This is a genomic window from Acinetobacter sp. NBRC 100985, assembly GCF_000241225.1.
GTDB lineage: Bacteria > Pseudomonadota > Gammaproteobacteria > Pseudomonadales > Moraxellaceae > Acinetobacter > Acinetobacter venetianus.
This window is the reverse complement of the sequence record NZ_BAEB01000001.1, coordinates 14,741-33,164: the sequence shown is the minus strand read 5'-3', so window position 1 is coordinate 33,164 and position 18,424 is coordinate 14,741. Positions and strand designations below refer to the sequence as shown.

Here is an 18,424-nt window from a genome sequence, read left to right as displayed (position 1 = left end):
AGGGTTTAATTTTAGAATAATTAAGTATTAATGTTTTAAATGTCTTGGTCTAAAACCCATTGCCACTAAACCAATTAAATAGGCCAAAACGCCAACCACACATAGACCAATCACTTCTGCAATACGGAACCATTGTGAAACATCACCTTGATACCATGTTAAGGCATACCACAAGGCTGCAATCATGATCATATTCGCTACCGCAAATTGGAAAAATAATTTCTTCCAATGCGCACCAAAACGATAGATATGACGCTTATGTAAATAGAAATAGAGCATGCCTGCGTTTACCAAAGCAGAACCAGATGAAGCAAGAGCCAGTGCCATATGCTCTGCATGCCAATCAATGAGTTTAAAGAAACCAATAAATACCACGTTTAAAATAGCATTTGCTGCAACGGCCATTAACCCCACGCGCACTGGCGTTTTAGTATCTTGCTGTGCATAAAATCCTGGTGCGAATACTTTGATCAACATAAATGAAATCACCCCAGCACTCATACATTGCAATGCTAAAGCCGTCATTTGAGTATCTTCTAAGGTAAACTCACCACGTTGGAACAATGCTTGAATAATCGGTGTCGACAACATGAATAAAGCAATACTGGCAGGGATACCGACTAACATAATAATTTTAGCAGCCCAATCAATCATGCTCTTAAATTTGGCTTGGTCTTGCTCAGCATGACGTGCTGATAATGACGGTAAAATCACCGTACCAATTGCCACACCTATCAACCCCAATGGAAGCTCCGTCATTCGCTCAGCACTATAAAGCCAAGACACCGAACCGTCTTGCATGAATGATGCCCAGATTGTATTGAGCAATAAATTAATTTGCGTTACTGAGACACCAAATAAAGCTGGCAACATCAGCTTTAAAATACGATCTACACCTTCATGTTTAAAATCAACTTTTGGTGGAATAAGTAAGTTTTTCTTCCATAACTCAGGAATCTGAATCGCAAGCTGCAATACACCTGCCGCAACGACTGCCCAACCTAGTGCCATAATTGGCTCAGCCATGAACGGCGTTAACCACCATGCTCCTGCGATCATGGCAACATTTAATAAGACAGGTGCAAATGCAGGTGAGGCAAAAGAGCCATAACTGTTCAGAATACTACTTGCAAATGCCGTTAATGACATAAACATCAAATATGGAATCGTTAAACGAAACATATCAACGGCTAATGCAAATTTATCAGGATCATTATGGAAACCAGGTGCATACAAATAAATAATGGCAGGTGCAGCAACCATTGCCACAAACGTTAATAGGGTCATGGCTGTTAATAAGCAGCCAAATACCCGACTAATTAAAATCTGAACTTCGGCATGCGCTCGACTGGTCTTATATTCTGTTAAAACAGGAATAAAGGCTTGTGAAAATGCACCCTCAGCAAATAAACGCCGAAAAAAGTTAGGAATACGAAATGCAACAACGAATGTATCGAAGTCCTTCCCTGCACCAAATACGTTGAGTAGTACGACATCTCGTACCAATCCCAACACTCGGGATAACATCGTCATTGCACTGACAATGACAGTCGATCGCCACAATGCCATCGCATTCACCTACGGCTTATCTTTTAAAAAGCGTTATTGTAATGAAAGTCCAAATAGATTTCGTTGTGAAATCATAAATCGAACGATGTTTTTTTGGATAATTTTGCTGCTGATAATTGGAAACGGAATAACTGCCAGTCAAAAAATGGTCCGGGATCAGTCTTACGTTTCGGTGCAATATCAGAATGTCCTGCAATATGATTTTGAATTTTTGGATAAGCTTGCTGAAGCGTTTGTACAACGTCTACTAGTGATTGATATTGTTCTTTTTCAAATGGTAAATCATCACTTCCTTCCAGCTCAATTCCAATCGAATAATCGTTACATTCTTTTTGAGCCAAATAACTAGAACGTCCCGCATGCCAAGAACGGTCATTAAAATTCACAAATTGGATGACCTCACCTGTTCTCAAGATCAATAAATGTGCAGAAACTTGCATTCCCTCAATAGTTTGGAAATAAGGATGCAATGACCAATCTAATTTATTCTGAAAAAACTGCTGAATATAGCCTCCACCAAATTGTGAAGGAGGCAAACTAATATTATGAATTACAATTAGTTGGATATCAGTGCCATCTGGACGTACATTAAAATTTGGAGATGCTATTTGAGTCGCCCCAATTAATACACCATCCTGAACTTGAGCAAATTTAGAGTGTTGCATTGTCATTCGAATCAGCAATTTAATATTTCTATGCTGCATTCTGACATGCTTTATCACGAATAATCGAGACGAAATACTTATTTTTTATGTTGAGGGTGCTAATATAACGCACAAGTTTTTTGGCCAAAAATATACTGGAAATGGTATGAGTATTCCTCAATCTTTGCTTGAACAATCTATTCAAATCAATATTCAACAAGCATTACAAGAAGATATTGGGGATGGCGATATTACTGCCATGTTAACACCTGTAGATGAACAAGCAACTGCCACGATCATTACTCGTGAAGAGATGGTTCTAGCGGGGCAGCCTTGGGTTGACGCGTTAATTAAGGCATATGATGAAACTGTACAAATTACATGGTTAAAGCAAGAAGGTGATGTTGTTGCCGCAAATGAAGCTTTTCTAAAGCTTGCTGGTTCAGCACGTAGCCTTCTCACTGTTGAGCGTCCAGCATTAAACTTTGTACAAACGCTTTCAGCCGTTGCGACCAAAACAGCAAACTACGTTAAACAGCTTGATGGATTAAATACAAAATTATTGGATACGCGTAAAACCTTACCTGGATTACGTATCGCACAAAAATATGCTGTGGCTGTTGGCGGTGGACAAAACCATCGTTTAGGTCTATTTGATGCATTTTTAATTAAAGAAAATCACATCATGGCAGCTGGTGGTATTGCCCAAGCGATTGTCAAAGCACATGACATTGCACCGGGTAAACCTGTTGAAGTTGAAGTTGAAACTTGGGACGAGCTGAATCAGGCGCTTGAAGCTGGGGCTGATATTGTGATGTTGGATAACTTTAGCCAACAACAAATGATTGATGCGGTGAAGCATGTCGCTGGACGCTGTAAATTAGAAGCATCAGGTAATATCACCATTGAAAATCTACGTGAAGTCGCAACGACAGGTGTGGATTATATTTCGATGGGCGTACTTACCAAAGATGTAACCGCTGTAGATTTATCGATGCGTTTTAACGCTTAACCTTGTTCGGATTTATTCTCTTGCTCTGAACGTTTTGGTTGAACCGAAACTTCAGGCATCTCTATTTTTCTTTCTTCAGCTCGCTCAGTCCATGCTGATTTAGCTTCGGTTGAATCAGTAGGTCTTGGGTCAGCAGCCATCAAGACAAAAGTAACTGCGGTCAAAAATACGAGAAATACTTGTAACATTCTCATCCCTATTTTGTTTTCTTTCAATTTTATAAATTTAACAAAGCAAAATGAGTCAAATTTGCGTGCTCTGTTACATTATGAAATGCGTCAGTTAAGGTATGTAGAAAATGATAACATCATGTTTTACATCTCTAGCCAGAATAAAGTAAAAACAGCCTAAACTGTGTTTAGACTGTTTTTTTGCAATCGCAAAATTAAAACATCATGAACCAACAAAGCCCATGTATGGATCAGAAATTGAATCTTCATTTGTTTCAATACGACCAGCAAAACGACGGCTATAACTTGGCTCGTTGACCATAGTCACCGTGAAATCATACCAGCCACCAAACTCGCTCATATCCCAGCTTAACTCTTTCTCTGTTGCAGCTGTTTCGATTTGCCATGTTTGACTTGGTAAATACGCATTGGCTTTTACGATGAATTTTGCAGTTTGAGCTGCATCATTACGCACTTTTAAGAAAAGTTTCGGATCACACTCTTCCATACATACGCGTATCTCAGGTAAGGCAGCAGACTGCTCTGCTTGAGATAAATCACCAATAAAACTTCGATGGAAACCATTTGGCCCAAGTACCCATAAGTCATAACGACTTTCTTTGGTTTGCCAAATGTCATCCAATTGTTTGCCTGCTTCAACCATATAGCGGCGCGGTACAGCATCCAGATTCAATTTGTCATAGACATGGAAAACTGCTGCGTGTGTGCCCGTATTGGAGAACATCAACTTTACAGTTTTCGCAGCAACATCAACTTTGGCACTGGTATGAAGGATATATGGCAATGCACGTGATGGACGAATGCCTGTTTCTTGTATTGGATAAGCTTGATTCAGCGGGCGGCTCACCTGAGCTAAACCTTCTTGTGCTTTACGGATTGCATCAGCTTCAGCTTTGGTTTTCTTCCCTGATAGATCTGGCAATGGAACAATATTCGGTGTTTCAAAATCAAAAGCTGTCGTTAAATCACCACACACTGCACGACGATAAGGACTAATATTTGGTTCTTCTACATCAAAGCACTGTTCCAAGAAACGAATCACCGAAGAATGATCAAATACTTGTGAATTGACCCAACCACCACGACTCCAAGGGGAAATAATGTACATGGGAACACGAATTCCTGGTCCATATACCCCAACCCCATTACTCACTTTTGGATCTGTAAAGTTTGGCTGTCCCGATGATGCCTTGTCATGTGTTGCATATTCATACGACATCTGCGCTTCAGTTAATGTCGACTTACCACAGACCTCACCAGACACATCTATAGATGGTGCACTTGGTGATGGCACATGGTCGAAGAAACCATCATTCTCATCAAAATTAATTAAAAAGACAGTCTGACTCCAAATTTCTGGACGCTCCGTTAAAGCATTCAAAACCTCTTGAATATACCAAGCACCTTGAACTGGGCTTGAAGGTCCAGGATGTTCACTATAGGTCGCTGGAGCGACCAACCAGCTCACTTGAGGTAATTGACCTTGGGCAATATCCTCTTTAAATGTCCCAAGAAATCCGCCATCAGGCATGGTGTTGGCAATCCCTTTATATAATGGTTGATTTGCATCAATCGCAGGATCATAGGCAGGACAAATGGTACTGTTATTGACGGGTTTCCCAGACAATTCATTGGCACGACGATATTGTTTAAAACCTGCTAAGGGATTATCTGTAAAGTTATCTGGCATGTTTTGGTAAACTTTCCAGCTTACGCCTGCTTGTTGCAAACGTTCTGGATAAGTTGTCCAATCATAACCAGTCGTTGATGGACCTATCGCATCTAAATCATTGACTACACTGGCCACATTTCCTGTAGTTGGGCCATTTGTTCCTGTCCAAATAAACATACGATTTGAGTTAGTTCCTGTGTGCATCGCACAGTGATATGCATCGCATAAAGTAAAGGCATTGGCTAAAGCAAACTGAAACTCAACTTCTTGCTGTTTGTAATAACCCATAGACTGAGGTTGTTTATATTGAACCCAATTTCCCATACGACCATGATCCCATGCGTACTGCCCATCGGTCCATGAGTGCGGTGTTCCACTGACACGCTGTGCGTTACCGCGCGTACTGTCTAAATGGTAGGGATAAACTTTGTTTTTGTTCGCATCGTATTGCTCCCAAACTTTACGTCCCTGAGTTAAAGGGATGGTAAAACGGTCACCAAAACCACGTACGCCTTTCAAGGTACCAAAATAATTATCAAACGAACGGTTTTCTTGGGTCAGAATCACCACATGTTTAACGTCTTTAATTGTTCCTGTTTCTACTTTGGCATCAATCGCTAATGCTTTTTGAATGCTCATTGGAAAGCTCGTTAAAGCGGCTGTTCCAAAAAGTGCTTTGGTTGAATTTAATAAAAAATCACGACGGTTCATTTGTTATTTCCTTATTCTTATTATGGGGCGCAATGGATTTTACAGTTCGAGGTTGGCGGCTCTGGTGTTGGCGTAGGTTTATTGTTATCGCCACTATCATTGTCATTACATGCACTTAATAAGAAAACACTACTACTTAGCAGCACTAAAAGGAAATTTCGCATTTTACTATCCGTTAAAATATTCGTGCAGATAGTCAATACAATATAAATGACAGTTGAATGATTGTTTTATAGCAATTCAATGACATCGAAGATAAAAAAAAGGCGGTCTAAAAAAACCAGACCGCCCGCACTATCAACTGGAACTTACCAACCGAGTGCTTGCTGTTGCTTCTGAATCAATTCCAAGATTCCTTTCTCTGCAAGCTCTAACATGGCATTGCACTGCTGGCGCGTGAACGGTTTTTCTTCAGCCGTTCCTTGAATTTCAATAAACTCACCAGCTTGTGTCATCACCACGTTTAAATCCGTTTGGCAATTTGAATCTTCTTCGTAGCAAAGATCGAGTAGGACTTCGTCTTGATACATCCCGACCGAAATTGCTGCAACCAAACCCTTTAAGGGGTCTTGTTTAATTTTTTGTTGCTCAGTAACACATTCATCGCATCAACCAAGGCAACCGCTGCACCTGTGATTGCTGCAGTACGTGTACCACCGTCAGCTTGGATAACATCACAGTCAATCGTAATCGTGTTTTCACCCAACTTTTTCAAATCAACCATGGCGCGAAGGCTACGACCAATTAAACGTTGAATTTCCTGAGTACGACCCGTCTGCTTACCACGTGCTGCCTCACGGTCACTACGGGTATGTGTTGAACGCGGTAACATACCGTATTCAGCAGTGACCCAACCTTGACCCTGACCTTTCAGGAATCGTGGTACTGAATTATCAATACTCGCCGTACACAACACTTTGGTATGACCAAACTCAACCAAAACTGAACCTTCTGCGTAACGGGTATAATTACGCGTAATTTTTACTTCACGTAATTGGTCTAATGCTCTTTGGTCAATACGCATAACGATTCCTTAAAACTATGGCTCAAATATCATTGCGCCATAGTATAGCTCAATTACACGTACTTTCAGTTTTACTTATTCGTTACAATTCACCAGTTTAAGCAAGCTTCAATTTTGCTTTCAGTTTGCTGAATGCTTGAGTTAGGTTTGCACCCACATCATTTGGCAATGAACACTTCGCTAAACGTACCCAAACGGTCCAGAACTGTTTCATAAAGTTTGCTTCGTTATAGTTCACGCCATATTCAGCACATAAAGCTCTGATTTTTGGTGCAACTTCTTCATAACGATTGGCTGGCATATCTGGGAATAAATGATGCTCAATTTGATGGCTCAAGTTACCACTCATAAAGTGCATCCACTTACCGCCTGTAAAGTTACTCGAACCACGGATCTGACGTAAGTACCACTCTGCTTTGCTTTCATTTTCAGTGTTATCCGCTTCAAATGTTTCAGCATCTTCAGTAAAGTGACCATTAAAAATCACGGCTGATGACCAAAGATTACGAATAATATTTGCCACTGCATTTCCTGCTAATACAGGAATAAAGTTAATGGTCGCAATCGCTGGAAAGAATACATAATCTTTTAAGACTTGACGTTTAGCTTTCTTACGGAACTCAGCCGCGTCAGCCCAAACTTGTTTCCACGTTTTGGTTTTATAAACTAAAGCATCTTCAAGATGTAAGTTTTGCACGCCCACATACCATTGGAAGAAGAACATCAATTGTAATGCCAATGGGATATTGAACAGATGACGCACTTCCCACTTCTGATCTTCTGTTACACGCAAGATGCCATATCCCACATCATGGTCTTTACCGACAATGTTGGTATAAGTATGGTGCATATAGTTATGGGTATAACGCCAGTCATTACCTGAACAGGTGTTGTCCCAGTCATAATCTTCGCCACGTAAACTTGGATCATTCAACCAATCAAACTGACCATGCATCACGTTATGACCAAGTTCCATATTCTCTACGATCTTAGACACACCAAGCATGGCTGTCCCCAACAACCATACTGGTGGGATCCAACCACCGAACATCAACATTCCACGAGATGCGATTTCGGTATAACGCACGAAATTACGTACTTTATAAATATATTTTGAATCTTGTTCGCCTAGATTCTGCATTACATCTAAACGAATCTGTTCTACACGACGACCAAACTCTTCTATTTGCTCTGGTGTTAGATGAGCTGATTTTGATGCTGCTTTAAATTCTAATGCCATATTCATTGCGATAATCCTCAAATGTCTTTGTTTTTATAGGTCAATCGTGACTGGGCTAAGGGCTTGGCTCACACATAATTTGATCGCACGGTTTGGCTGATCATCAACTTCACCTGTGAGCACGTTTTGCGTTACACCACTGACTTTGGTACAGCTACAACGATTACATACCCCCATTCGACAACCATGTTGTGGACGTAATCCTGCTTGTTCTGCACTGCTTAAAAGATTTGTCGTTGCAATAAAGTTTTGTTGCGAACGACGGAATGTAATGTTCTGAGCTTCATTCGACTGTTCAAGTTGAACAGGTTGGAAAAACTCTTGATGGAAATTTTCGACTACACCATGTTGCGTATAAATTTCTTGTGCTTGGCGCATCATGCTGTGATGACCACAAGCATAGGCTTGCAATTCAGCAAAATTCGGAACCAATTGCTTTAATAACACACTATCTAAATGCTGCTTTTGTTCAGCAGTATTAAAAAAGTGATATTTCACTTGTGGATATTGCTGCGCCAAATCCAAAATTTCTTGGTGGAAGACTTCAGCACGGTTGAAGTACACCACATGTATTTCTTTTAACTGTTGTGCAATTGCTTGTTTCACTAATGAATAAATTGCAGTAATCCCAGAACCTGATGCGATGAATACCGCAGGTTGCTGTCCTTGATGGAGTACAAAATCACCTTGTGCTTGAGAAATCTCAACACTTTCGCCGACATGTAAAAGTTGTGCTGCACTTGATACAAGACCTTGTACTTTAATGCCTAAACGGATTTCACCTTGTTCAGTGATATCTATAATAGAGTAGCTACGTTGGTGATATACCCCTTGGATCATCAAGGTAATCAAAACACTTTGACCTGCACATACACAAGAAAGGTCAAAGTTATGATTTGGTTTTAAGGTCAATAAAACCATATCTGTACTTAATGGACGCACAGCTGTCACTTCAGCAAGAATGCGTTTCCAAGCAAATGTTGGTTTTATTTTTTGCAAAACAAAATCAACGAAATCTTCTCTTACCCAATGTGGCTGATAACCTAACTTTGCGTTCATACGTTCCTCGTTTTGTATCTGGCTATTTATATTGAGTGAACAAATGTTCATGTAGTGAACATATGTACACTATATTTATTTGTGTTCACTGAGTCAACACTTGTTCACTAATTTTTTGAATATTTTTTATCCTTTTTAATAAGCTTTTAAAAAGATTAAGAAAATAGTTTTTGATCACAACGTATTCAGTCCTTCACCAATACATCTATGCATCTTGATTAAGAATCATCATTTCCTGTTCAAATGACTAATCAGCTTTTTGATAAGCTTATAAAGACTTCTCAGCGCTCAGATTGTTTTCTTCTTACGAGGCTTAAGAGGGGCTTTTCAAGACACAGTAGCTTTATTTAACCCCATATTCACAGCACAGCTGTTCATCTTCTTGCGAAGCTTTAGACGCTTCTCAGGATAAAAGTTGCTTTGTTTAATCCTCGCTCAGGGCTAAAAAAATCCTGTTTTTTTTGCTAGACTCTGCTGTACGGTTTCAATGAGTCTTATTCATGTCGATTAGAGATGAACGAAAACAACAAAGTCGGCAGGCTCTACTAGATGCGGCACTTCACCTGAGTACTTCAGGGCGCTCATTTAGTAGTATTAGTTTGCGTGAAGTTGCACGTGAAGTTGGTTTAGTACCAACTGCGTTTTATCGTCATTTCCAAGATATGGAAGCTTTGGGGCAAGAGCTTGTTGACCAAGTTTCGCTGCACTTAAAAAGTTTGATTCATCAACTTGGACAAAGTTATTTACAGCATAGTGGCGGTGCGAAAACACGTACTAGTATTGAGCTATTTGTACAGGCAGTTAACCACAGCCCACAACAATGGCAGTTTATGATTGCGGAGCGTTGGGGTGGTTCAGAATCCGTTCGGATCGCAATCGCACGCGAAATTGAGTTTTTAATTGAAGACCTTGCTATCGACTTATGCAAGCTTGAGACCTTTAAGCACATAAAAGAAGCCAAAGATCTGCAAGTCTTATCGACCATCTTAATTAATATGTCATTTACATGGGCAATGACATGGATCAATTTACCAAAACAATTTACGATTGATCATCTACTGGAACAGCAAAACCTCTTTATTGATAATGCAGCGACGCAAGTACGCTTATTATTCCGCGGTATCTCAAATTGGGAACCACAAAACGCTTGATCATATCAAAGCTAAAGTTTGATATATAAAAGCATTGCTTAGCATTATGATTGTGTTCAACAATTATGCGATGCCGTTTAGAACACTATGAGGAGCTTATAAGCATCATGAATCCTGATCGTCATACCCAGTTCTTAATTCGTAAAGAAAAAATTTTGCAGGTTGCGGAAAAATTATTATTAGAAAACAACCAAGAAATGACCTTAGATGAACTGGTTGCCGAACTAGATATTGCTAAGGGCACTTTATACAAGCATTTTCGTAGCAAAAATGAATTGCTACTTGAATTAATCATTCAAAATGAAAAAGAAATTCTAAAGATTTCAGACCAGTACAACACTGACTTCAAAGAATACGCACCTCGTTATATGTTGCATCACCTGATGGCACCTAGTCGTACGATTTTGCTGCATCAGCTCGAAGAGCATTTAACGATGACCGAATCAAAGTTAAAGCATCTATTTGATGAGCTTTATGAAGTTCGCCAGCAACGTATTGTTTCTTTGAAAGATATGACTGAGAAATATTTAAAATCGCAGAACTATGATATGTCGATTCGTGACTATTTATCTTATATCTGGTCACTAACTTATGGCGCTGCGTTGCTTTTAAACTCAAGTTATTATCAACGTTCAATTGGTTCACGCCAGAAATTAATCAACCTCTATGTCAGTCAAGCACTCTCTTTGCCAACGCAAACCGTGCAAATTGATTTAAAAGAATTTCATCTCGACGAAAAGAATTAAAAGAAAAAGGACTGTATTAACAGTCCTTTTTTAATCTTTGCGAAACACAAATTATTTTGCTTTACGCTCTTTTTCCAATAAGTAATCAATAACTTGAGTCACTTTACCGTCTTCGCCTTGTACAACGTATTTACCGTTTACAACAACTGCTGGTACACCCGTCAACTGGTACTGTTGAGCCAATTTATTTGACTCAGCAATTTTTGCTGTGATCGGGAAAGAGTTAAACATGCTATTAAATTTCGCTTCAGGGACGCCATAACGCGCAAAGAATTTCGCTTGTGATGCTTGGTCAAAAATCTGCTGACCACCTTCATGAATCGCGTGGAACAAAGGAATATGTGTTTTCTTACGCACGCCAAGCGCTTCAGACACGTAGTAACCACGCGCACCTTGTTCCCATACTTTGTTCATTGCCGCTGGTGTACGAAGGAAATAAACATCTTTTGGAATTTTCTTCAACCACGTTTGCATATGTGGCTCAAGCTTGAAGCAGTGCGGGCAACCGTACCAGAAAAATTCTCGAACTTCGAGCTGTCCTGCAGGTGCGGCTGTCTTACCTGGATTTGCAACCACGATATAATCTTTACCAGCAACAAAATCCGCAGCCATTGCATTCATTGAAAATGCCATTACAGCCGCACTTAAACCACCTAATACTAACTTTTTCATTGAGTTTGCTTTTCCTCTAAGCATTTTTCGTAAGTTTATATGCTAAATATAAAACAAACACGACCAATTCGTTTTGCTTCTGTGAAGTTTTTTATTGGATTTATCGCTTTTTTTTCTAGAATCGCTACACTACCAACAGATTAAACCGAAATAATCATCCTAAAATATAGAGGTGACACCATGTCGCAATTGAATGTTGACCCACAAGAAATCGCAAAATTTGAAGCACTGGCTGCCAAATGGTGGGATCAACATTCTGAGTTCCGCCCTCTACACCAGATTAATCCATTACGCTTAAATTGGATTGATGAACGTGTTGGCGGGTTAGCGGGCAAAAAAGTGATCGATGTCGGCTGCGGTGGCGGAATTTTGGCAGAAAGTATGGCTCGCCGCGGTGCAAATGTCCTTGGTATCGACATGGGCGAAGCACCACTTGCTGTTGGTCGCTTACATGCACAACAAGACAATGTGCAAAATATTGAATATCGCCAGATTCCAGTTGAGCAACTGGCTCAAGAGCAAGCAGGTCAATACGATGTAGTGACTTGCATGGAAATGATGGAACACGTTCCTGATCCTGCATCTATCGTAAAAGCCTGCCAAAGCTTAGTCAAACCCGGTGGTCATGTGTTCTTTTCAACCATTAACCGCAACCCTAAATCTTATTTATTTGCCATTATTGGTGCCGAATACGTGCTGCGTTTACTACCAAAAGGTACGCATGATTATCATAAATTTATTCGCCCTTCTGAAATGGCACATGATATTCGTAATGCAGGATTGACCTTAAAGGAAATGACTGGGCTTCATTATAATCCAATCACCAAACACTATTGGTTAGCACCAAATGTTGATGTGAATTATATGGTTCATACTACGAATACAGGTGCTTAATGAAAGCTGTTTTATTTGATCTTGATGGTACCTTAATCGATACTGCTGCGGATTTTATCCGCATCATCCAGCAGATGTGTCGTGATGAACAACGCCCTGTTGTTGATGCTGAGACCATTCGCACCCAAGTGTCTGAAGGTGCGCGTGCCATGGTCAAACTGGTTTATCCAGAATTAGATGTCACTGATCCTGTATTTTTAGCACATCGCCAACGCTTTTTAGATGTGTATGGTGACAATATTGTGGTCGATACCGATCTCTTTTTAGGGATGTATCCTTTGCTTGAGGAGCTTGAAGCACATCAAATTCCTTGGGGAATTGTCACCAATAAACCACGCAGTTTAAGTGAGTCACTATTGGCAAAATTGAATCTCACTGAACGCTGTGCAGTGCTGGTTTGCCCTGAGGATGTCAGCAAGACCAAACCTGATCCTGAACCCATGTATCTTGCAGCAAAACAGCTCGATATTGATGTGCAAGAGATTATTTATGTAGGCGATCATCCGCGTGACATCGATGCAGGTCGTAATGCGGACATGTACACTATCTTAGCAGCTTATGGTTATTTACCTGTTGAATCACGTGACGATCTCGCAGCATGGCAAGCTGATGCCATTATTCAAACCATCCCTGAACTCCATCAACTGCTTAAACAGAAAATCACTGTTTTGTCAGAAAATCAGGGTATGATGGGTTAAACATTATTATATTGAAGATCATAACAGGAGGCATAACAATGAAATATTCAGAATATCAACCTCGTCCTGATCTATTAAAAGATCGTATTATCCTGATTACTGGTGCAGGTGATGGGATCGGACGTGCTGCTGCTATGAGTTATGCCCTTCACGGCGCAACAGTTGTTTTGCATGGCCGTACCCTTAATAAGCTCGAAGTGATTTATGATGAAATCGAAGGCTTAGGAGCACCCCAACCTGCGATTTTACCCTTACAACTTTCAACGGCTTCAAGCCACGACTATGAACTTTTAGTCGATACGCTTGAGCAACAATTTGGTCGCCTTGATGGCATTTTGCATAATGCAGGTATGCTCGGCGATCGAGTTGAACTTGCGCATTATCCTGTTGATGTTTGGGATGATGTAATGGCGGTCAACTTACGTGCGCCTTTTGCATTGACTCAAGCGTTGCTGCCATTACTTGAGAAATCTGAACAAGCTTCTGTGGTATTTACCAGCTCAAGCGTGGGCCGTGAAGCACGTGCACTTTGGGGAGCATATTCTGTTTCTAAAGTTGCAACTGAAGCGATGAGCAAGATCTTTGCTGCAGAAAATACGTATCCAAACATTCGTTTTAACTGTATCAACCCAGGTGGCACACGTACTGCAATGCGTGCAAAAGCCTATCCTGAAGAAGATCCGAAAGTGCTTCCAACACCTGATAGCATCATGCCAGCGTATCTCTACCTTATGGGTGATGATAGTTTAGAGATGAACGGGCAAAGTATTGATGCACAAGGTTAATTAATTTTATAGAATAATTCTAAATAACATTGAACACTGTTGTTAAAGATGCTGTTTTCAGCGAAATGACTAAAGTCTCTTCATTATTTTAATCGAATAATGAATTGATCTTCACAGTTTCTCTGCATTTTTAACGTACAGTAGTTCACATGAGAGACATCCGAAATACATAAGGTGCATCATGAAAAAATTTTTCATTATCTTGATTTTAGGTTCAACGACCATCTTTAGCAGTATGGCTAGTTTTGCAGGTCCGCATTTTGATCGTGATGAAGATCAGCGTGGTGGTGGCTGGCAAAATGGTCGTGGCTTTGATCGTCCAGATGGTGAAAATCGTCAACGTGAACGTCGTATGCGCGAAGAACGTGGTGTCGAGCGTTTAAAACAACATCGTTGGCAAGCAGGCTATGTGATGCCTCAGCACTACCGTGGAAATGGTTATAAGGTTGATTATAAAGATAATAATCTACCAAAACCAGGCCGTAACCAACAATGGTATAAAATCAATAATGACTTTATTTTAGTCAATGCAGACGATAATAGTATTATCCGCATCATGGGCTTTTAAGCTTTTTTGATCATCCAATTCAATTAAAGTTGCCTCGTGAGTTTGAGAATAGATTTATCTTTTCATTTTTTTGGTTAGAATCAGATAAATTGATGTATCTCTGAGATGAACATGGCGAACCAAATGACTGAAACTTCAAATAGTACAACGCAAGATTATGTACATTGGTTTCGCCACTCTGCACCATATATTAACGCGCATCGTGATAAAACTTTTGTGTTAATGTTTGGTGGTGAAGCCGTTCAACACTATAACTTTCAACATATTATTCACGATATTGCGCTGCTACATTCTTTAGGTATTCGTTTGATTCTCGTGCATGGAGCACGTCCACAGATCAATCAAAATCTACTCGAACGTCATATCGAAACACCTTTTCATCAAAACCGTCGTGTCACGACTCGCGAATCTCTACGTGGTGTCATGAATGCTGTCGGCTCAATTCGCCTCGAAATTGAAGCGCTGCTGTCGATGGGACTCGCCAACTCACCGATGTATGGTGCTCGCATTGATGTCGTATCAGGCAATTTTGTCACAGCCAAACCGTATGGCATTCGTGAAGGTATTGATTTCCAGCTGACGGGAGAAGTTCGCTCCGTAGATACCGATGCCATTCAACGTCATTTAGACAATCATAATATTGTTCTGCTTGGTCCAACAGGCTATTCAACCACAGGTGAAGTCTTCAACTTACTCGCCGAAGAAGTTGCGACCAAAACTGCGATTGCCTTGAAAGCAGATAAGTTGATATTCCTTGGGGAAAAACAAGGGCTAATGAATGAGCAACAACAGTTACTTCGTGAACTAAGTTCTCGTCAGCTTGAACCCTATATTCAACAAAATCAGCAACAATATCCAGAATTTGCTTTACACCTAAAGCAAGCACAACAAGCCTCTTTATCTGGTGTTCATCGCGTACATTTAATTTCTTATGCATATGATGGTGCTTTGATTGAAGAGCTATTTACCCGTGATGGTATTGGTACGCTGATTACAGATGCACACTATGAAGAAGTGCGAATTGCCAATATTCAAGATGTTGGTGGTCTAATTAACTTACTTCGCCCTTTGGAACAAGAAGGTATTCTGGTTTATCGCTCACGCGAACGCCTTGAAAGTGAAATTGAACAGTTTGCAGTGATTGAACGAGACGGCATGATCTTAGCCTGCGCTGCACTATATCCAATTCCTGCTGGATCAGATGAAATTCGTTCAGCGGAAATTGCCTGTGTTGCTGTCGATTCAAGCTATCGAAAATCGAATCGTGGTAGCCAGATTTTGCAATTTTTAGAAACCAAAGCCAAGCAACAAGGTATTCAGCAACTTTTTGTTCTCACCACTCGGACGGCGCATTGGTTCTTGGAACAAGGCTTTATTCCTGCCAGCGTAGATGATTTACCGAATGCACGCCAAGCACTCTATAATTATCAGCGGAATTCTTTGGTGTTTAAAAAAACGCTAATATGAAGACTAAACAAGGTGAAGAGATATGTTTATTTCTGATAAATAGCTCTCTTCATCATCATAATCTCTGCTTAACTAGTAGATCAGAAATCAATACCATCTAAACTAAAAGATTAAAATTTAATATAAAAACAATACTTTATTTAAATAAAGTATTGTTTTTCTTATTCTAACTATCGATAAAGTTATGCAATCTTCTATTTTGCTTTTTTCATCATAAGCAAAGCCTGATTAGTTATTTTTTATGCAATAAAAAAAGTTTTAGCTTAGTTGCTCATCTTATTTAAATCTTTTGATTTGTCGGGGAGCGCAACTCACATGGCTATTTCTATTCATCGTTCATGGGCAACATCTACAATCATTGCAGCAAGTCTTGCCAGTGTAATGGGTGTTGCAGGTTGTGCAAAAAAACCAGAGCAGCAAGAGACAACAAAACAAGAAACCACAACATTAAATATCGGCTTTCAAAAGTATGGCATCTTGCCGATTGTTAAAGCAAAAGGTGAATTAGAAAAAAATCTTGCTGCTCAAGGTGTAAATGTTAAATGGGTTGAATTTCCAGCTGGCCCACAACTTTTGGAAGGATTAAATGTAGGTAGCGTGGTATTTGGCGAAGCAGGTGAAGCACCGCCAATCTTTGCTCAAGCCGCCAATCCCAATCTGGTCTATGTCGCGAACCAACCTGCAGCACCACAAGCCGAAGCCTTGATCGTACAAAAAAATTCTCCTATTCAATCCATCCAAGATCTGAAAGGTAAACGTGTGGCGCTGAATAAAGGTTCCAATGTTCACTATCTTCTACTCAAACTCTTAGAAGCAAACAATCTCAGTTTAAAAGATGTTCAAGCCGTTTATCTTCCACCAGCGGATGCTCGTGCGGCATTTGAAAAAGGTGCGGTAGATGCATGGGTGATTTGGGATCCATTCTTCGCCGCAGCTGAACATCAAATTCATGCGCGTGTCATTGCAACGGGGGAACATTTAGTCAGCAATCACCAATTTTATTTGGCTGAGCGTCAATTTGCTGAGCGTCATCCACAGGTTTTAAATACCGTGGTGACAACACTCAATCAAACGACAGATTGGGTCAAAACCCATCCTGACGATGCAGCAAAATTACTGGAAAAACCAACAGGGCTTGAGTTTGATGTTTTGAAAAGCTCAATTTCACGTATGGGTTTCGGAGTTCAACCCATCTCTAATAAAGTCGCAATAGAACAGCAATATGTTGCCGATGCTTTCTTTTCACAAAAACTGATTCCCAAGCAGCTTGTGATTCAAGATGCCGTATTAAAGAACAACGTTCAATAATAGGAGAGCATCATGACGTTGTTAGCGAAGATTTCTGTTCTTAGTTTACTGATCTCTGCATTTTTACTCAGCGGCTGCCAAAAAACTGAGCCGCAAAGTACGGAGAAAGTAACTTCAGCCGAAGAAAATACGGCGGTCAAAACCCTGTCTATTGGCTTTCAGAAATCATCACTGAATTTATTGGTAGCTAGACAGCAACAACTGTTTGAGCAAGCATTTCCGAACGCCAAAATTGAATGGCGTGAATTCCCAGCTGGGCCGCAAATGTTAGAAGCACTTGCCGTCGGTGCTATCGATTTTGGCTATGTGGGCAATACCCCACCAATCTTTGCTCAAGCTGCAGCAAAACCGTTGAGCTACGTGGCTTATGAGGTGGTTGCACCCACAGGCCAAGCTGTATTGGTCCATGCCAACGATAAAATAAATACCCTGCAAGATTTAAAAGGCAAGCGAGTTGCGGTACAGAAAGGTTCCAGTGCACACGAACTCTTGGCTAAAACCCTGCAAAAAGCGGGGCTGTCTTGGCAAGACATTCAACCGATTTGGTTACCTCCTGCCGATGCACGCGCGGCCTTTGATAAGCAGGCCGTAGATGCGTGGGCAATTTGGGAACCCTACTTAGGAACTGCAGAGTTACAAGGCCATACAAAAACTTTGGTCGATGGCTCTGCTTTTCCAACCACTTATTCTTTTTATATCGGCAATCTGACTTCATTCAAAAGCATCCAGATTCAGTGCAGAAACTCATTAACAGTGTAAATAGCGCAGATCTATGGATTGTAAAGCATCAAGATCAAGCCTTACAGATTTATGCACAAAGCACAGGTCTCAGTACCCCTGTCGCCCAACAAGTTCTCAATAAACGTCCAAAACCTTCACCTGTATATGCACTCAACAGTGAAGTGATCACAAGTCAGCAGCAAATTGCCGATTTATTTAAACAAGAGCAACTCATTCCTGTGCACATCAATATTCAGCACAGCGTCTGGTCTGCCCAATAGTCATACTTTTCA

The 18,424-nt window shown here is 40.4% G+C and carries 17 protein-coding genes and 2 pseudogenes; 10 read left to right on the top strand and 9 right to left on the bottom strand.

The features are described from left to right. Positions 1–27: 27 nt before the first annotated feature. On the bottom strand, positions 28–1,578 hold the full coding sequence (gene murJ, locus ACT4_RS00160; RefSeq protein ID WP_171054743.1) for a murein biosynthesis integral membrane protein MurJ: 1,551 nt from the start codon (positions 1,576–1,578) through the stop codon (positions 28–30). A 62-nt stretch (positions 1,579–1,640) separates the two neighbouring features. Beyond that, positions 1,641–2,234: a 1,6-anhydro-N-acetylmuramyl-L-alanine amidase AmpD gene (ampD, locus tag ACT4_RS00155; protein ID WP_007478193.1), complete on the bottom strand. Its 594-nt coding sequence runs from the start codon at positions 2,232–2,234 to the stop codon at positions 1,641–1,643. Between the two features lie 145 nt (positions 2,235–2,379). Here ampD and nadC point away from each other — a divergent pair, with 145 nt between their 5' ends. Next, positions 2,380–3,225, top strand: coding sequence for a carboxylating nicotinate-nucleotide diphosphorylase (gene nadC / locus ACT4_RS00150; RefSeq protein ID WP_007478192.1), 846 nt, complete (start codon positions 2,380–2,382; stop codon positions 3,223–3,225). On the opposite strand, the gene ACT4_RS00145 is transcribed toward nadC, so the two are convergent. From ACT4_RS00145 to ACT4_RS00125, 6 genes and pseudogenes are all read right to left on the bottom strand, one after another. After that, a complete protein-coding gene (locus tag ACT4_RS00145; RefSeq protein ID WP_004882142.1) occupies positions 3,222–3,413 on the bottom strand; it encodes a hypothetical protein in 192 nt (63 codons plus the stop codon). The two genes, nadC and ACT4_RS00145, sit on opposite strands and share 4 nt — an antisense overlap. Positions 3,414–3,618: 205 nt before the next feature. Further along, entirely contained in the window at positions 3,619–5,799 is a 2,181-nt protein-coding gene (locus tag ACT4_RS00140; protein WP_007478191.1) for a phosphocholine-specific phospholipase C, read from the bottom strand. A gap of 20 nt (positions 5,800–5,819) precedes the next feature. After that, the gene (locus ACT4_RS17215; RefSeq protein ID WP_171054742.1) at positions 5,820–5,963 is read right to left on the bottom strand and encodes a hypothetical protein; all 144 of its coding nucleotides are present in this window, start codon (positions 5,961–5,963) and stop codon (positions 5,820–5,822) included. Positions 5,964–6,107: 144 nt separating this feature from the next. After that, a pseudogene (gene rph / locus ACT4_RS17070) lies at positions 6,108–6,823 on the bottom strand (ribonuclease PH). A gap of 97 nt (positions 6,824–6,920) precedes the next feature. Beyond that, on the bottom strand, positions 6,921–8,063 hold the full coding sequence (locus ACT4_RS00130) for an acyl-CoA desaturase (RefSeq protein WP_171054746.1): 1,143 nt from the start codon (positions 8,061–8,063) through the stop codon (positions 6,921–6,923). 33 nt (positions 8,064–8,096) lie between these two features. Continuing rightward, the gene (locus ACT4_RS00125) at positions 8,097–9,122 is read right to left on the bottom strand and encodes a ferredoxin reductase (protein ID WP_007478187.1); all 1,026 of its coding nucleotides are present in this window, start codon (positions 9,120–9,122) and stop codon (positions 8,097–8,099) included. A gap of 500 nt (positions 9,123–9,622) precedes the next feature. Between ACT4_RS00125 and ACT4_RS00120 the strand changes: the two genes are divergently transcribed. Then, a complete protein-coding gene (locus tag ACT4_RS00120) occupies positions 9,623–10,273 on the top strand; it encodes a TetR family transcriptional regulator (RefSeq protein WP_004882151.1) in 651 nt (216 codons plus the stop codon). A 107-nt stretch (positions 10,274–10,380) separates the two neighbouring features. After that, on the top strand, positions 10,381–11,019 hold the full coding sequence (locus ACT4_RS00115; RefSeq protein WP_004882156.1) for a TetR/AcrR family transcriptional regulator: 639 nt from the start codon (positions 10,381–10,383) through the stop codon (positions 11,017–11,019). A gap of 51 nt (positions 11,020–11,070) precedes the next feature. On the opposite strand, the gene ACT4_RS00110 is transcribed toward ACT4_RS00115, so the two are convergent. Then, positions 11,071–11,691: a thiol:disulfide interchange protein DsbA/DsbL gene (locus tag ACT4_RS00110; RefSeq protein ID WP_007478185.1), complete on the bottom strand. Its 621-nt coding sequence runs from the start codon at positions 11,689–11,691 to the stop codon at positions 11,071–11,073. A gap of 180 nt (positions 11,692–11,871) precedes the next feature. On the opposite strand from ACT4_RS00110, the gene ubiG reads away from it, so the two are divergent. The 7 genes and pseudogenes from ubiG (at position 11,872) to ACT4_RS00075 (ending at position 18,412) form a co-directional block, all read left to right on the top strand. Further along, positions 11,872–12,585, top strand: a complete 714-nt coding sequence (gene ubiG / locus ACT4_RS00105) for a bifunctional 2-polyprenyl-6-hydroxyphenol methylase/3-demethylubiquinol 3-O-methyltransferase UbiG (protein ID WP_004882158.1) — start codon at positions 11,872–11,874, stop codon at positions 12,583–12,585. Further along, on the top strand, positions 12,585–13,283 hold the full coding sequence (locus ACT4_RS00100) for an HAD family hydrolase (protein ID WP_007478183.1): 699 nt from the start codon (positions 12,585–12,587) through the stop codon (positions 13,281–13,283). Before ubiG ends, ACT4_RS00100 begins: the two co-directional genes overlap by 1 nt. A 38-nt stretch (positions 13,284–13,321) precedes the next feature. Then, entirely contained in the window at positions 13,322–14,068 is a 747-nt protein-coding gene (locus ACT4_RS00095) for a YciK family oxidoreductase (RefSeq protein ID WP_007478182.1), read from the top strand. A 181-nt stretch (positions 14,069–14,249) separates the two neighbouring features. Further along, positions 14,250–14,636, top strand: a complete 387-nt coding sequence (locus ACT4_RS00090) for an RcnB family protein (RefSeq protein WP_007478180.1) — start codon at positions 14,250–14,252, stop codon at positions 14,634–14,636. Between the two features lie 111 nt (positions 14,637–14,747). Continuing rightward, positions 14,748–16,103 carry an amino-acid N-acetyltransferase gene (argA, locus tag ACT4_RS00085; RefSeq protein WP_007478179.1) on the top strand — a complete coding sequence of 452 codons (1,356 nt, stop codon included), beginning with the start codon at positions 14,748–14,750 and terminating at the stop codon, positions 16,101–16,103. A 315-nt stretch (positions 16,104–16,418) separates the two neighbouring features. Beyond that, positions 16,419–17,411: a sulfonate ABC transporter substrate-binding protein gene (locus ACT4_RS00080; RefSeq protein ID WP_007478178.1), complete on the top strand. Its 993-nt coding sequence runs from the start codon at positions 16,419–16,421 to the stop codon at positions 17,409–17,411. Between the two features lie 12 nt (positions 17,412–17,423). After that, positions 17,424–18,412: pseudogene (locus ACT4_RS00075) on the top strand (aliphatic sulfonate ABC transporter substrate-binding protein). Positions 18,413–18,424: the final 12 nt, after the last annotated feature.

Bases quoted from the DNA above. Each gene is read 5' to 3' on its own strand.
- ampD (WP_007478193.1), bottom strand. From the start codon at position 2,234: ATGCAACACTCTAAATTTGCTCAAGTTCAGGATGGTGTATTAATTGGG.
- nadC (WP_007478192.1), top strand. From the start codon at position 2,380: ATGAGTATTCCTCAATCTTTGCTTGAACAATCTATTCAAATCAATATT.
- ACT4_RS00145 (WP_004882142.1), bottom strand. From the start codon at position 3,413: ATGTTACAAGTATTTCTCGTATTTTTGACCGCAGTTACTTTTGTCTTG.
- ACT4_RS00140 (WP_007478191.1), bottom strand. From the start codon at position 5,799: ATGAACCGTCGTGATTTTTTATTAAATTCAACCAAAGCACTTTTTGGA.
- ACT4_RS17215 (WP_171054742.1), bottom strand. From the start codon at position 5,963: ATGCGAAATTTCCTTTTAGTGCTGCTAAGTAGTAGTGTTTTCTTATTA.
- ACT4_RS00130 (WP_171054746.1), bottom strand. From the start codon at position 8,063: ATGGCATTAGAATTTAAAGCAGCATCAAAATCAGCTCATCTAACACCA.
- ACT4_RS00125 (WP_007478187.1), bottom strand. From the start codon at position 9,122: ATGAACGCAAAGTTAGGTTATCAGCCACATTGGGTAAGAGAAGATTTC.
- ACT4_RS00120 (WP_004882151.1), top strand. From the start codon at position 9,623: ATGTCGATTAGAGATGAACGAAAACAACAAAGTCGGCAGGCTCTACTA.
- ACT4_RS00115 (WP_004882156.1), top strand. From the start codon at position 10,381: ATGAATCCTGATCGTCATACCCAGTTCTTAATTCGTAAAGAAAAAATT.
- ACT4_RS00110 (WP_007478185.1), bottom strand. From the start codon at position 11,691: ATGAAAAAGTTAGTATTAGGTGGTTTAAGTGCGGCTGTAATGGCATTT.
- ubiG (WP_004882158.1), top strand. From the start codon at position 11,872: ATGTCGCAATTGAATGTTGACCCACAAGAAATCGCAAAATTTGAAGCA.
- ACT4_RS00100 (WP_007478183.1), top strand. From the start codon at position 12,585: ATGAAAGCTGTTTTATTTGATCTTGATGGTACCTTAATCGATACTGCT.
- ACT4_RS00095 (WP_007478182.1), top strand. From the start codon at position 13,322: ATGAAATATTCAGAATATCAACCTCGTCCTGATCTATTAAAAGATCGT.
- ACT4_RS00090 (WP_007478180.1), top strand. From the start codon at position 14,250: ATGAAAAAATTTTTCATTATCTTGATTTTAGGTTCAACGACCATCTTT.
- argA (WP_007478179.1), top strand. From the start codon at position 14,748: ATGGCGAACCAAATGACTGAAACTTCAAATAGTACAACGCAAGATTAT.
- ACT4_RS00080 (WP_007478178.1), top strand. From the start codon at position 16,419: ATGGCTATTTCTATTCATCGTTCATGGGCAACATCTACAATCATTGCA.